Source organism: Dactylosporangium sp. NPDC005572, assembly GCF_040605515.1.
GTDB lineage: Bacteria > Actinomycetota > Actinomycetes > Mycobacteriales > Micromonosporaceae > Dactylosporangium.
The window spans coordinates 13,248-26,098 of record NZ_JBEXCY010000055.1 but is presented as its reverse complement, the minus strand read 5'-3'; the positions used below and the strand labels follow the sequence as shown (position 1 = coordinate 26,098).

Genomic DNA, 12,851 nt, shown 5'->3' with positions numbered 1-12,851 from the left:
TCGTGGATAGTGGGGCTCGTCGGTGAGGTCATGTCGCCATCTTGCCGACCAAAACCGGTCACCCCGTGACCGGTTTATCTGAAAATGTTGCCGGCATGCGAACCGACCGGCTGGTGGCCATCCTCCTCCTGCTGCAACAACGCGAGCAGGTGACCGCAACAGAGGTCGCCCGAGAGCTGGAGGTCTCCGAGCGCACCGCCCGCCGCGACCTCGACGCCCTGGCCATGGCCGGGGTACCCGTGTATTCCATGCAGGGCCGAGGCGGCGGCTGGCGCCTCGTCGGCGGCGCCCGCACCGACCTGTCCGGGTTGACCGCGAGTGAGGCCCGCGCCCTGTTCCTGGTCGCCGGCCCGGCCTCGGCTGCGACGCCGGCCGTGAAAGCAGCTCTGCGCAAGCTCGTCCATGCCCTGCCGGAGCCCTTCCGGGCGCAGGCCGAGGCGGCAGCGTCGTCGTTGGTCATGGACCCGCAACGATGGGGGTCGAGTCGGGTCGAGCCCCGACCACCGCGCTTCCTCGACGAACTCCAGGACGCGGTGATCCGCGGCGTCCAGGTGCGGCTCGGCTACGTCGACGGCAACGGTGCCGAAACCGAGAGAACCGTCCACCCGCTGGGCATCGTCGCCAAAGGCCCGTCGTGGTACCTCGTCTCCAACACCGAGGCCGGCCGGCGGACCTTCCGGATCGACCGCGTGTCGTCCGCCGACCCGACCGACGATCCCGTGCACCGACCCGACGACTTCGACCTCGCCGAGAGCTGGCGGGAGATCGCCGACGAGGTCGAACGCAAGCGAACACCCCTCGAGGCCCAGGCGGCGTGCGCGCCCCAGGGGATAGGCGTGCTCCGGATGGGGTTCGGCAGTCGGCTCGAGGTGGGAGGTTCCACGACCGACGGCCGCATCGAGGTCGTGATCCGCGGCTACAACGAGTACGCGCTCGCCGGCGAGCTTGCCGGGCTGATCGAATGGGTCGAGGTGACCGGCCCTCCGGGTGTGCGAGACCACCTGGCCTCGATCGGCAACGCGCTCGTCGAGCGATACGGCTGAGACCGGCACGAGTGCTCACCGACGGGTTCGCCCGCGAGCTCGAGAAGCACGGGAGAACAGCGGACCCCGGTCCGCCGAACGGCAGCGATCAACAAATGGCGCTGACCCCACTTCCCAAACACGCCATAGAGGGGAACCATGAGCGCGCATCCGATCCCTGACGCTGTGAGCCCGCACGCTGGGGAGTTGGGCGGATCGTTAGGGTTCAGACCAGATCCTGCGCCGGTTCGCCGGTTTCCTCGTATTCCGGCCGGAGCACCACCCAGCCAAGGTCTTGACCGACCAAGGCGATCGCCAGCCCCTGAATCAGCCGCTCGATCTGCTCCGGGTCGGCCGACACCTCGACATCGAGATGCCACCCGCCCATGCCGACTCCAGCGCCGGTCACCTCACCGTCCCGTCCGAGCACAGACGTGAGCAGATCCTCGACGTCGTCGCGATCAACGTCGTCGGGCAACGAGCGATTGCCGATGACCTCGATGAGCACGCCCGTGACTCTAGTGCTCTGACCGGGAAGGTTCACCGGGTCGTTGGCGCGTTGAAAGGCCGGGCCTGGCGAAGAAAGACTGGTTGCGGGGGCTGGGGCATGCCTGAGACGGTGCGGGTTTCCGTAACACCCGTGAGGTTGCCGTGACGATTTACTTCTATGGCGCCGGGGAAGTCCCTTATGGATGCTTCTCGAACTTCTCCGATCACGGCTTCGACCTCGACGGGGTCTGGTGGCCGACCTCGGAGCACTACTTCCAGGCGCAGAAATTCAAGGGCACTCGTCACGCGGATCTCGTCCGGCGTGCTCGCACACCGCTGCGGGCAGCGGAGCTGGGCCGTGACTCGTCAAGACCTCTGCGGAGGGACTGGGAACGGGTCAAGGACGACGTGATGCGCCATGCGGTGGCAACCAAGTTCCGCGCACATGCCGATATCCGTGACATTCTGTTGTCCACCGGTGACGAAGAGATCGTCGAGGACACCACCACCACCGATCACTACTGGGGTCGGGGCAGGACCGGGAACGGCAAGAACATGCTCGGGCGGATTCTGATGCGCACCCGTAGCCAGTTGCGCGCCGAACTCGCCGAAGCTCTCGACAGCGATGGCCACCGCCCGAGGCGGTGATCCGGGACATGTGTGCGATGTGCCGCATGTGTAGGACGGCTCAGGCCACGGTCTCGAGGGCGGGGCGCCCTCTCCAGCGGATGTCGTGAGCTGTGTGGCTACGTGCCGGATCCATGTACGCGGCAGGATGTAGTTGGAGTGCCGGTCGAGGTTGTTGCGGGCGCGGTCGCAGCGCATCGTCGTGCGTGGGTCGGCGTAGCGGGCGACGATCTGGACGTCGCGGAGGCTAACGCCGACGTCGAGCATGGTGGTGACGAGGTGTGTCGCGGCGTGTGCGGGTACATCCTCGGCATCCGGACGCCGGCCGCCAGGTGCTTGAGTCGGCGGCTTGCGGCGTCGCAGTCCATGCGGGCACCGAGGGTGCTGCGCAGGATCGGTCCGGCGGTGCGGCCGTCGACAGCGCGTTCGATTGCTCGGGCGACGGCGGGTGGCAGCGGGACGAGGACGACTTTGCCGCCCTTGCCACGGACCCGTAGCACGCGGTGGTCGGCCATCGCCGCGCGCAGCACCAGCCCACAGGGGGCGCAACGTCGGCGCCGGAGACAGGAAAGGCGGCCATGCATCACCGTGCGTCACCAGCGAAGCTGAACACCAGAGCGCTCGCGGCGGCAGCAGCGGACGTTCAGGAGCCAGCCGCCGTGGTGAAGCGGTCGGTCGTTCTCTGAGCTGTCAGACTGAGCCCATGCTGGACTCAGCGCTCGAATTCATGCGGGCGGCCGAGCACGCACTGGACAAGGTGTCGAACACCGACTGCGACATCGGCGACGGCCGGCAGATCAACGTGCGCGAGTTCCTGCACGACCTCGCCGCCACAGCCGCCAACTGGCCGCACACCCCACCGGAGCTGTGGTACGCCGACGTCATGCAGCACTGTTTCTGGTCGTTGCTGCACGGCCGCCCTGAACCGCTTCCCGGCGAGCACGTGGACGCCGACGACGTGGTGTTCGGTGTGCTCCTCGCCCTGATCAGCGCGGACCGCGGCGGCCATCACGAGGCAGCGGACCTGTGCGAGACGGCCCTGGCCTACATGAAGACCCTCCCCGCCTGGAAGGACGTGGACTTGACCATCGATCCCTCCAGTGGCGGCCCAACGCAGTTCGGTCTGACCCTCTGATAGCGGTAGCACCTGGAGTGTCCTCGCGTACCTGGCCGACCCGATGAAGACCACGTGCTCACTCATCGGCATGTCCCCGCGCCGGGGCCATCACTACCGGCTGCCACGCCGGCGTAGCGATCGGATTGCGGCGTGTACGGACGCTGGCCGGGGTGGTTCCTAAGGCCGGTCCAGGCGAGGAAGCGTCTCGTGTGCCTGGGGTGGCCGTCGGTTGTCCAGCCAGAATCCATAGTCGCGGAGATCCGCTTCGAGCCCGTTGTCCAGGTAGTGGGCGAAATCCCGTAGCCCGACCGCGTTGTCCTGCTCGTCAGCCCGTTCGCTGGAAGACCACCGGCGCTGCACGCCGGCAATCCAGGCGGTCAACCGGCCGCGGTCGGCCCACCACTCTCGCACAAGCTCGAGCGTCCAATGCTCGTAACCGTCGGCGGCGTAGCCGCCGAACGGGTCGTTCCAAGCTGCCGTCAGCACGAGATGAACCTCACCTGCGTTCTTTGGCTGCCGGTACACGATCTCGCTGCCAAACTCGTCCTCGTAGACCACATGGTGGGGCGCAATCTCGCGGCCCATCCAGCACGAATCGGTCCGCGCACCGTAGAACGGACCCGGCACGTTCCGCCAATCGCGGTCACCCCATTGGCCACGGAGATACGCCTCCGGCGGCCCTAGCCATCGTCCTCCCTCGGGATAGTTCGCCACCTGCAGGACGGCGGAAGCGGCGACCGTCGGCATTGGATCCCAGTACACGACCCCACACGCTAACTGACCAGCCCGCGTTTGCCGGATATCCGCTCATCGGCACGAGAGCTCAGCGGGCTGGACCTGCTTCGGGCAGCGCCTCTGTGGAACCGGCACCGCTTAGCACATGCCGTTCGGCCTGATCGTCTCCTGCTCCTCCGGTGCCATCGGCGCCTACGTCCGGTGTGGCGACGGGGGCGGACAACTCGACCGCTCCCGCAACCATCGTCATCACGCCACAATGTCACGGGACGCTCAGTCGGTGTAGGCACCGACCGGGCGGAGCCTGATCAAGGTTCAGAGCCGCGATGATGTCGACGACGCAGGTGTCCCACGGGTGCAGGAACCCGATGACGAAGACTGACACCGTTACCACCGCGATGCAGGATTGGAAGGATCTTGGATGGCCGAACGGCCGGACGCCGAGCTGGCGAAGCTCGACCCAGACGAGCTATGGACGCAGCTCGGCTCGCGGCTGTTGGCGCTGCCGCCTGACGCGTATCTGCGCTGCCTCGCGTACTTCATGGCGGAGTACAGGCGCCTGTACCACGAAGACGGCCTACCCGAGGCGTACGACCGGATCGTGGACGGCATTGTCGCGATGACCGCCGAAGCGGCGGCGGGAGGGCAGCCGCAGGATGCGGCCAAGCTCCTCGACCGGGAGTTCACGGAACTGACGTATCCCGGCCTTGAGGACGGCGACGCTGTTCAGCCCTACGCCGGGCCGCTGGCTCTGGAGTTGTTCAAGGCCTGCGGCGATGCCCTGTGGGAGCTGACGGATGAGGCACACCGGTACGACTCGGCTGAAAGCATCGCGGATGGCGCGGCGGACTATGACGACCCGCGCGATCGCCTGGCGAACATCCGTGTGCTCCTGAGATTCCTCGACCGAGTGGCACGCGAAGCTGAAGGCAAGGCGCCTACCGACCCGGATAACGCCCGTAACGATCGGGCGGCCGCGAACAGGTCGCTTGATGAACGCCGCGCTGTGGCCGGCACGCTGATCACCGCTGTCGCGGGTCCCCTGACCGTGTGCCGGGCCGGACCCGCTGATCTTCGCAGCGTGCTCGAACTGCTCGACACGACCGCCACATGGCTGCACAACCAGGGTGTGCCCGACTGGCTGACCTGGCCGGACATTCGGGACACGATCGCTTCGTCGATTGGCCGTGGGGAGGTGTGGCTGCTCCGCACCGCAGCTGGAGACGTCGCCGCCACCGCCACCCTCAGCACCGGTGACCCAGGTCCTGGGCTGTGGAACGAAGATGATCGTGAGGTCGCCGCGACCTACCTGTCCCGGCTCGCGGTGCGACCCGACCTCCATGATCAGGGGGTCGGCGCCAAGCTGCTGGACTGGGCGTGCGTACACGCTTACCGCCACGGCAGCTTCTTCCTGCGTTTTGTCGCCTGGCCGCGCATGCCGCGCCTGCACGCCTACCTGCGCCGGCACGGCTTCCGCGAGCTGTGGACGGTGGCCGGCCCGCCTGCCACCTCGCGCACCCTGTTCCTACGCCACGCAGCGCCGAACGACACCGTCGTGCGGATCACTGAGGAACCGCCCCCGGTCCTGCTGCCCACCCAGTCGGTTGAGGTCAACGCGGACGACGTACGGCCGGCCCAGGGGTCAGGACCCGATCACGCCCATGTCGCCCACCAGTTGGTGAGTGAACACGGGAGGCCCATCCGCCTTGTCCCCGGTTACCGGTACCGGCTGCGAGACACCGACGAAGGTTGGCGGTTGCAGGGAGCGAAGTACGTTGGCTGGCAAGCTGGCGACCGCATCACCATGGCAGATGGACTCACGCTCGAACACGATTGCGACTACGTCCTCATCCACCACGACGGCTATCCCTGCGGCGTCGAGATCGTCTCCATCCAGCGCCAGCGCACATGAGGCGCCCATGACGCTGTTGACCGGACGGTTGAGACGCCCTTCTTCCAGAACCCCGCGTGGCATATCCGTGGACTCACAGTGGATCTATGCTCGGGTGATGGACGGCGCTCCTCTCGCCGCCATGTCAGGCGTACGGAACGGCCACTGGAGATCTGTGCTCACCGCGCCGAAAGGACGGATTTGTGGAGCTTGACGCGGCCGGGTTGGCGAAGCTGTACGCCACGCTCGATGCAGACGTCGCGGCGACCGTGGCGGGCTTCGAGTTGCCATCGGTGCGGCTGCAAGCGACCCACGAGTGCGAGCCGGACGCTGCGGTGACGCGGTTCGGGGGCGTGCCCCTCGTTGGTGCGGACTTCGCCTGGCCGCATACGGAGGACGGGCAGCCGCTCTGCCTGGTCGGGCAGTGGCTCTGCGACGAGGTGAACCAGTGGATCGGTGAGACAGTCCTGCCCGACGGGACCCTGCTGTGCTTCTTCTTCGACGTCGACGAGCAGGCCGGCTGGGGCCTCACTCCGCACGACGCGCCGCTCTGGCGGGTCACCACCACCGACGCGGCCACCGCCACCTCTGCACAGCCCCCCGACCGCGCGGTCACCTTCCCCGCCAGATCGACAGCGGGACGCCGGGTACTGACCATGCCGGACGTGTGGGAGCCAGTGATCACGGCTGTCTGGGCCGAACACAGCGCGGAGGCCTGGGCCTACCAACGCCTCCGGCTCGACGATGCACCCGGTCCCGTTCACCGCATCTTCGGATGGCCCGAACCGCAGCAGTCACCGATGCACCTGGACTGCCAACTGGTCTCCAACGGCGTCGATCTCATGGCGCCAGGCGGCTACAGCGACCCGCGCGTCCCGGGCCTGCAGGCCGACGCTGCGGGCTGGCAGTTGCTGTGGCAGGTGGACACCGACGAGCGCGGGCTTGGGTGGATGTGGGGCGACATGGGCATGCTGTACTTCTGGATCCGCAGTGAGGATCTTGCCGTCGGCCGCTTCGACCGGGTCTCGGTCATCCTGCAAGGCTGAGACAGAACGTCTTGGTCAACTCCTGGTTTCGAGCGGCAACGCCAAACCCGCAGGTTCACGCTGGTTCTGGTGATTCGTGGTGGCTTTGCGCTACCACTGCATCCTCGCTTCCACGACCGCCGTCTGGCGACGGCCTCGGCAACCGGATCGCGGCGACGACGCCGGCGATCGCGATCAGTGTCATGAGCGCGAACACGACGCTGAATGCCAAGGTCGGAGACGACCGCAATCCGGCCAGAATCGCGCCGGTGACCGCCACGCCGGTGACAGCCGCGACCTGCCGGATCGTGCTGAACACTCCTGAGGCCGCACCGGCGTCCGCGGCGTTCACCGACGCCATGGCGGCGACCGACAGCGGCGACCAAGCCACGGCGTTCGCGAGGCCGAGCACCACGGCTCCGGGCGCTGCCCACCAAGGATCAATGCCCAGCACGACGACGAGCCCGATGAGCATCAGGCTCGCGGCGAGGAGGACCATCCCCAGTATCGCCGGACGGCGTGGTCCCACGCGGTCGACCCATCGGCCGGCCGCAGGTGACAACAGGGCCGCAACGACGGCGTCCGGGGTCATCACCAGAGCGGCCTCCAGCGGTCCCAGGCCCCGCACATCCTGCAGGTACAGCATCGTCGGCAACGCCATCGCGATGACGACCGTACCCAGGGCCGCCACCGCGGCGCTCGCCGCGAGGAACCCGGCCGAGCCGAAGACGGTCGGAGGGGCCAGCGCTGCTGCACCGATCCGGCGCTGCCGGACGACGAAACCGGCCAACAGCGCGACGGCGATCGCCCCAGCGGCGGCGATCGCGGACGCCGGGGTGTCGCGCCACGCGAGCAGCGCCCAGACAAGAACCCCGAGACCCGCCGTGCTGAGCAACGCTCCCAGCAGGTCAAGGCCTGCGGTGTGGCCCCGGCTGCCGGGAATCCAGCGCAGCCCCATCAGGAGCGCGGCGAAGCAGATCGGAACGTTGACCAGGAAGATCCATCGCCAGTCGAGTGCCGCGGTCAGCAGGCCCCCGAGGAGCGGACCCAGCAGCGCGCCCGCCGACGCGACCGTGCCCCACAAACCGAGCGCGCGCCCGCGCTCGTCGGCGACGAACAGCCGGCGAATGAGGGTGAGTGCCTGGGGTGCCATCGCGGCCGCCGCCAGCCCCTGGACCACCCGGAACAGCACGAGCCAGCCCACCGACGGTGCCAGGCCACACAGCGCCGACGCCACTGCGAAACTCCCGATCCCGGCCAGGAACACCCGTTTGGGGTCGTAGCGGTCGCCGAGCCGCCCGGCGACGAGCAACGGAACCGAGAACGCCAACAGATACCCGGCTGTCACCCAGAACAGCCCCGAGATGCCAGCGTGCAGGTCCTGCTGGATACGCGGGCTCGCGACCGCGACGATCGTCGTGTCAAGGAGAATGACGAAGAACCCTGCGAGCAGCGCAGCCAGTCCTGCCCATTTGTTCGTCACCCGCAACGGCACCTTCCACCTCCGACTCGTCCCTTCGCCGCCACATTCGACACGGCCAGACCGGCGCTCACAGCGGTTGCGCGTGTGGCGCCCGGATGATGCGTGGTGCGCTCACGTCCCGATTGTCGATGTGGATGTCGGCGCGCTGGTGCGGAGCGCAGGCATTGAAGTAGATGCGTTGGGCGTCCATGTAGCGGCGGACCGACGGGTGCTCGGGGTCGGGATCCGTTCCGTCGCGGACCGCCATGCGCTTCGCTGTCTCGGTGAAGGGAACGTCCAGGAACACCGACAGGTTCCAGACGCCGACGAGCTCATCCCGATGCAGGAAGAGCCCGTCGACGACGAGGACGGCGCCGGCGGGAGCGGTCAGCGGCTCCGGGTCGAGCTCCGTGTCGGTGGCCAGGTCGTGCGCAGCCGGCCGGTACTGCCGGGTGCCGCCGGGGCCGAACGGGTCCAGCACGTCGCTGCGGAACCGCGCGTAGTTGAAGGCGTGTCGCCAGAAACCTTCGGGCGACTCACGTCCCTGCTGGTATCGGACCGCTCGCAGGTTGTGGAAGTCGTCGAGGGAGACCCGCGCGACGGGGCGACCGAGCGCGCGAACGTCCTCGGCCAGCTCATCGGCGAATGTTGTCTTGCCGGATGCGTCCGGGCCGTCGATCGCGACGCGGACGCAGGTACCGCCGTCCGGCGCGGGTATGCAGCCCGCTACCCGCTCAATGACCTGGCGCCGCTCTGCCGAGGGGATCACGAAGTGAGCATTGCAGACCGACGGACGACGCGTGGGGTACCACAACCCGCGACGTCACTGCGGTGTGAGCGTCGTGCGCCGCAGTCGCTGTACCCCGAGGTACGTCGCCGTGACGAGCAGCCCGACGTAGACGTCGTTCTCGAACCAGCCGAACGTCGTCTGCTGCTGCGGCCCGAACGTCGTCGGGTAGTAGAAGATGGAGATCACCAACAGCGTCGCGAGGTAGGCGAGCACCGACACCTGCGCCACGCGCCCGCTCCGCCTGGCCAGCACCGCCGACCCGAACCCCACGGCGTAGAACGCCCACGCGAGCGGGGTGGTCACGGTGAACGTCGGGTCCTCGATGCCCTCGACCCTCGCGTAGACGGTATGTCCCGCCGACAGGGTGAAGGCGGCGATGAGCACGTTCGACATGTGCCGGCCGTACGACGCCGTGCGCCTGTCACTGGTGGTGACGTGGGGGGTGGTCATGGTGGTCATGGTCTGTCCTCTCGTCGTGACGGCGGGATGCCGTCGATGCCCAGCCTCGGGCCGCGGCGGGCGCCATCCCACCCACAGCAGGTCCACACCGGCACCACAGCTGCTGCGCAGGGAACCGCCCGGGCTAGCATCTGACCCGTGGAGGCGGGAGCGGCATCCGGCGACTTCGCCGTCGTGCTGCGCCGCCTGCGCGAGTCGCGGTCGCTGACCCAGGAGGAGCTCGCCGAGCGGGCCGGCCTCACGGCGAAGGCGATCGGCGCCCTCGAGCGCGGCGAACGGCGCCGGCCCTACCCGCACACGGTGCGCTCGCTCGCCGACGCACTCGCCCTCGGCGACGACGACCGGGCGGCCCTCGTCGCCGCGGTCCCCGGCCGGGACGCCGCGCCGCGGGTCGGGCCGACCCCACCCGCCGCACCCACGTTGAGCGGCCCGGCCCCGCCGTCAGCCACCCAGGGCACCGCATCCCGCCACGCCCCGGCAGGCCCGATGACACCACTCATCGGCCGCGACGGCGAGCTTGCCGAACTGCTGGCCCTCGTCAGTTCGGGCACCCGCCGGCTGGTGACGATCACCGGCCCCGGCGGGGTGGGCAAGACACGACTCGCGATGGAGGTGCTGCAGCTCGCGGCGCCGGACTTCCCCGGCGGCGCCCAGGGCGTCGACCTCTCGGCGGTGCGGGAGCCGAAGCTCGTCGTGCCGACGATCGCCGCGGCGCTCGGGCTGCCCGACGCGGTCGGCGTCGAGCCCCTCGACGCGCTCGTCCCCCACCTGGTCGGTCTGCGGGTGTTGCTGGTGCTCGACAACCTGGAGCAGCTGACCAAGGCGGCGCCGGTGCTCGCCGGTCTCGTGGCGCGCTGCCCTGATCTCGTCGTGGTGGCGACCAGTCGTGCGCCACTGCGGGTACGCGCCGAGCACGAGTTCGTGCTGGCGCCGCTCACCACACCCGCCGACGACGACGTGGACGCGGTGTCCTGCTCGCCCGCCGTTGCCCTGCTGCTCGACCGGGCCGCGGCGGCCGGGTCCCCCACGGTCGTCACCGACGCCGACGCTCCCGCCCTGGCCGCGATCGTCCGGCGGCTCGACGGGCTCCCCCTCGCGGTCGAGCTTGCGGCGCCCGGCCTGCGGCTGCTCTCCCCGTGGGCCCTCCTCACCCGGCTGGAGCAGCCGGGCCTCGGTGCGGGCCTGCGCGACCTGCCCGAGCGGCACCGCACGATGGCTGCGGTACTCGAGTGGAGCATGGATCTCCTCGAGCCCGAGGAGATCGCCCTCTTCGAGCGTCTGGCGGTCGTCAGCGGCGGGTTCTCCCTCGACTCGGTCGAGGCCGTCACCGCAGCGGGTGCCGACGTGCTGCCTGCCCTCGGTGCCCTCGTCGACCAGTCTCTGGTACTTCGTGTGCCATCGCCCGACCGGCAGCCACGCTTCCGGCTGCTCGAACCGGTGCGGCAGTTCGCCATGCAGCGGCTTCACGCGTCGGGGCGGGCCACCGCGACCGCGGACCGGCACGCCGCGCACTTCCACGCGCGGGCCACGGCGTCCGCCGCACTGCTCGAGGGGCCGGACCTCGTAGCCGTGCTCGACCGGCTCGATGCCGACCACGCCAACCTGCGCTCGGCCTACCTGCGTCTGCTCGAGCTCGATCGGGACGGGGATGCCGCCGAGCTCGCCGGGAGTATCTGGCTGTACCTCGCGCTGCGCGGTCACGCCCGCGAGGGACTCGCGTGGCTGGAGCGGATCGGACCCGGGGCCTCCGACGTCGCGCGCTGCCGCGCCCTCGCCGGCCGGCTCGGGCTGCAGTTGCTGGCCGGCGACAACGTCTCGATGCTCAGGGACGCCGACGTCGCGGTGGCGTTGGCCGGTCGGGTGGCCGAGCCGGCCGTGACGTGCGAGATCCTTACCTTGGCCGGCCAGGCGGCGGTCTTCGCGGGTGCCCTCGACGACGCCGAGGAGCTGCTGGCCCGCGCGCTGGTGCAGGCGGAGGCCGCCGGTCGTCGTTGGGTGGCCGTGCACACCCGGCTCGCGCAGGGCCAGCTCGCCCTCGTCGCAGACGATCTCGCGACGGCCGGGCTGATCCTGCCGGAGGCGGTGCGGGCGGCCCGCGAGGTCGGCAACGCCTTCACCCTGGCCACCGCGCTCAACGTGCACGCCACGCTCACCGAGCTGCTCGGCGACGAGCCGGCGACCGCCGCGCTGCTCGGTGAAGCGGTGGCCCTGTCGCTCGCCGTCCGGATGAGCTGGACCCTCGGCTACGCGCTGCCCGCCCTGGCGAGCCTTGCGCAACGGGTGGGTGACCCGGTGTCCGCGGCCTGGCTCTTCGGGGCGGGCGCCTCGATCTCGGCGGCCGATGCCGTCGACCCCACCTTCCCGGTCTCGCGGGCGCTGTCCGACCGCGGGCTCGACGCCACCCGAGCCGCCCTAGGGGAACTGGCGTTCACCCGCGAGTGGGACGCCGGGCGCGCCGCGAGCGATACCGAGATCCAGGCCCGTGCCGCGGTGGTCACGACGCGCGCAGGCGGCGGACGTAGCGCTTGAACTGCCAGGCGCCGACGGTCTTCAGCAGGAACCGGATCGGTAGCGGGAGGTTGCCGAGCATGCGGGTGCGTTCTTCGTCGTCGGCGTCCTGGAGTACGAGGCCGAACATGATCGGCAGCTGGCTGGGGGTCATCGTGTCCTTGCCGTGCGCTCCCATCTGGTTCCACTCGGCGGCGGTGACGTGGCGCGCGGCCAGCGGCAGTACCTCGCGCTCCTCCAGGTCGAGGTGCTCGAGCAGGGCTGCCGTGAAGCGCTCACAGAGCGTCGCAAGGTGCTCGCCTGCGGCTTCGGTCGGGGCGGCCTCCCAGGCGGCGAGCGCGGGGGTGATGGCCTCGACGTACCCGTCGATGCTGTGATGCTGGGCCTGCATCGTCTCGACGAGCCCGGTCGACGGCGCGGACCGCTCGAGCAGCAGCGGCCAGAGCACGATGTCCTCGCCGGTGTGGTGCATCTCGAGGCCGGCAGTACAGAGGCGCAGGTGGTTCGCGACGATCGTCGCGCGGCGGGTGTCGCCTGCGGGGGTGCGGCGGACAAGGTCGGCGGCGGCGCCGAACTCTCGCCGGAAGGCGCGGTGGACGACCACCATCTCGTGGACGTCGGGACGCCGGTCGGTGCGGGTCAGGGCGGTCACGATGACTCCTCGTGGCTGGACGGAACTGGTACGTCCAGCCTCCTGACCGATGCCGTCCCACCCCACCCACAGCG

The 12,851-nt window shown here is 69.5% G+C and carries 12 protein-coding genes; 6 read left to right on the top strand and 6 right to left on the bottom strand.

Going from position 1 to position 12,851, the window contains the following annotated elements; genetic code table 11:
- The first annotated feature begins 41 nt into the window (after positions 1-41).
- On the top strand, positions 42-1,043 hold the full coding sequence (locus tag ABZS66_RS25450) for a WYL domain-containing protein (RefSeq protein WP_354761692.1): 1,002 nt from the start codon (positions 42-44) through the stop codon (positions 1,041-1,043).
- Between the two features lie 205 nt (positions 1,044-1,248).
- Here the strand turns inward: ABZS66_RS25450 and ABZS66_RS25445 are convergent, their stop codons facing one another.
- Entirely contained in the window at positions 1,249-1,530 is a 282-nt protein-coding gene (locus ABZS66_RS25445; RefSeq protein WP_354761691.1) for a hypothetical protein, read from the bottom strand.
- Between the two features lie 143 nt (positions 1,531-1,673).
- On the opposite strand from ABZS66_RS25445, the gene ABZS66_RS25440 reads away from it, so the two are divergent.
- A complete protein-coding gene (locus tag ABZS66_RS25440) occupies positions 1,674-2,159 on the top strand; it encodes an NADAR family protein (protein ID WP_354761689.1) in 486 nt (161 codons plus the stop codon).
- A gap of 682 nt (positions 2,160-2,841) precedes the next feature.
- Positions 2,842-3,273, top strand: coding sequence for a hypothetical protein (locus tag ABZS66_RS25435; protein ID WP_354761688.1), 432 nt, complete (start codon positions 2,842-2,844; stop codon positions 3,271-3,273).
- Between the two features lie 159 nt (positions 3,274-3,432).
- Here the strand turns inward: ABZS66_RS25435 and ABZS66_RS25430 are convergent, their stop codons facing one another.
- The gene (locus tag ABZS66_RS25430; RefSeq protein ID WP_354761686.1) at positions 3,433-4,002 is read right to left on the bottom strand and encodes a ferredoxin; all 570 of its coding nucleotides are present in this window, start codon (positions 4,000-4,002) and stop codon (positions 3,433-3,435) included.
- Positions 4,003-4,411: 409 nt separating this feature from the next.
- Here ABZS66_RS25430 and ABZS66_RS25425 point away from each other — a divergent pair, with 409 nt between their 5' ends.
- Both ABZS66_RS25425 and ABZS66_RS25420 read left to right on the top strand, forming a co-directional pair.
- Positions 4,412-5,902 (top strand): GNAT family N-acetyltransferase, encoded by a 1,491-nt coding sequence (locus ABZS66_RS25425; protein ID WP_354761684.1) that lies wholly within the window; start codon positions 4,412-4,414, stop codon positions 5,900-5,902.
- A gap of 182 nt (positions 5,903-6,084) precedes the next feature.
- Entirely contained in the window at positions 6,085-6,927 is an 843-nt protein-coding gene (locus ABZS66_RS25420; protein ID WP_354761682.1) for a YwqG family protein, read from the top strand.
- A 55-nt stretch (positions 6,928-6,982) separates the two neighbouring features.
- Here the strand turns inward: ABZS66_RS25420 and ABZS66_RS25415 are convergent, their stop codons facing one another.
- The 3 genes from ABZS66_RS25415 to ABZS66_RS25405 form a co-directional block, all read right to left on the bottom strand.
- Positions 6,983-8,389 (bottom strand): MFS transporter, encoded by a 1,407-nt coding sequence (locus tag ABZS66_RS25415; protein WP_354761680.1) that lies wholly within the window; start codon positions 8,387-8,389, stop codon positions 6,983-6,985.
- A gap of 67 nt (positions 8,390-8,456) precedes the next feature.
- Positions 8,457-9,182, bottom strand: a complete 726-nt coding sequence (locus ABZS66_RS25410; RefSeq protein WP_354761678.1) for a uridine kinase — start codon at positions 9,180-9,182, stop codon at positions 8,457-8,459.
- A gap of 9 nt (positions 9,183-9,191) precedes the next feature.
- Entirely contained in the window at positions 9,192-9,608 is a 417-nt protein-coding gene (locus ABZS66_RS25405; protein WP_354761677.1) for a hypothetical protein, read from the bottom strand.
- Between the two features lie 147 nt (positions 9,609-9,755).
- Here ABZS66_RS25405 and ABZS66_RS25400 point away from each other — a divergent pair, with 147 nt between their 5' ends.
- Positions 9,756-12,146: a helix-turn-helix domain-containing protein gene (locus ABZS66_RS25400; RefSeq protein ID WP_354761675.1), complete on the top strand. Its 2,391-nt coding sequence runs from the start codon at positions 9,756-9,758 to the stop codon at positions 12,144-12,146.
- Here the strand turns inward: ABZS66_RS25400 and ABZS66_RS25395 are convergent.
- The gene (locus tag ABZS66_RS25395; RefSeq protein WP_354761673.1) at positions 12,112-12,777 is read right to left on the bottom strand and encodes a hemerythrin domain-containing protein; all 666 of its coding nucleotides are present in this window, start codon (positions 12,775-12,777) and stop codon (positions 12,112-12,114) included. The genes ABZS66_RS25400 and ABZS66_RS25395 overlap by 35 nt on opposite strands.
- Between the last annotated feature and the right edge of the window lie 74 nt (positions 12,778-12,851).

Bases quoted from the DNA above. Each gene is read 5' to 3' on its own strand.
- ABZS66_RS25435 (WP_354761688.1), top strand. From the start codon at position 2,842: ATGCTGGACTCAGCGCTCGAATTCATGCGGGCGGCCGAGCACGCACTG.
- ABZS66_RS25430 (WP_354761686.1), bottom strand. From the start codon at position 4,002: ATGCCGACGGTCGCCGCTTCCGCCGTCCTGCAGGTGGCGAACTATCCC.
- ABZS66_RS25425 (WP_354761684.1), top strand. From the start codon at position 4,412: ATGGCCGAACGGCCGGACGCCGAGCTGGCGAAGCTCGACCCAGACGAG.
- ABZS66_RS25405 (WP_354761677.1), bottom strand. From the start codon at position 9,608: ATGACCACCCCCCACGTCACCACCAGTGACAGGCGCACGGCGTCGTAC.